Source organism: uncultured Neptuniibacter sp. (assembly GCF_947498015.1).
Classification (GTDB): domain Bacteria; phylum Pseudomonadota; class Gammaproteobacteria; order Pseudomonadales; family Balneatricaceae; genus Neptuniibacter.
On record NZ_CANMIR010000033.1, the window covers coordinates 1 to 500 of the forward strand.

The 500-nt window shown below is 49.6% G+C and carries 1 protein-coding gene; it reads right to left on the minus strand.

Annotation, left to right across the window (positions count from 1 at the left end; genetic code table 11):
* Window positions 1–500: DUF1302 family protein (locus tag Q0882_RS16680; protein ID WP_366915940.1), on the minus strand; the 500-nt coding region annotated here is incomplete at both ends.

Sequence of the window (500 nt, forward strand, 5' to 3'; positions counted from 1 at the left end):
TCGGTGTAGGCCACTTCAAGACGCCAGACCGCATCCATATCCATGGAGTAGTAATCGATCGAACCACCCAGCAGGGTGACCCGTGGGAATTTGATATCAAATACACCATCCAGTGCTGGAATACCTGGAACTACAGGATGAGGACGGAAGTGTAGCGATGGCAGTTGCTGACGGTAGTGCAGCGCATTCAAAGAGAAGGTGGTGTCTTTGTATACACCTTCCCATTTCACACCGAACTGCGTGTTGTCCAGGCTCCAGTTAGGCTCTTCCACATCATGAATGATCGGTATACCCGGACCTAAGTTGATGTAGGAGGAGAAGAAACAGCCCGCATCAATAATCTTATACGATTGTCCGCAGGTACCCAGGTTATTCGGACGGAACTTATCGATGTTCCAGATAAAGGAGAGGTTGGAGTCATCTAACACATCGTTAGGCCCCATACGCCACTCAGCGGTCAGCATCCACTGTGGGATACGGATATCCTCTAACTCGTCATA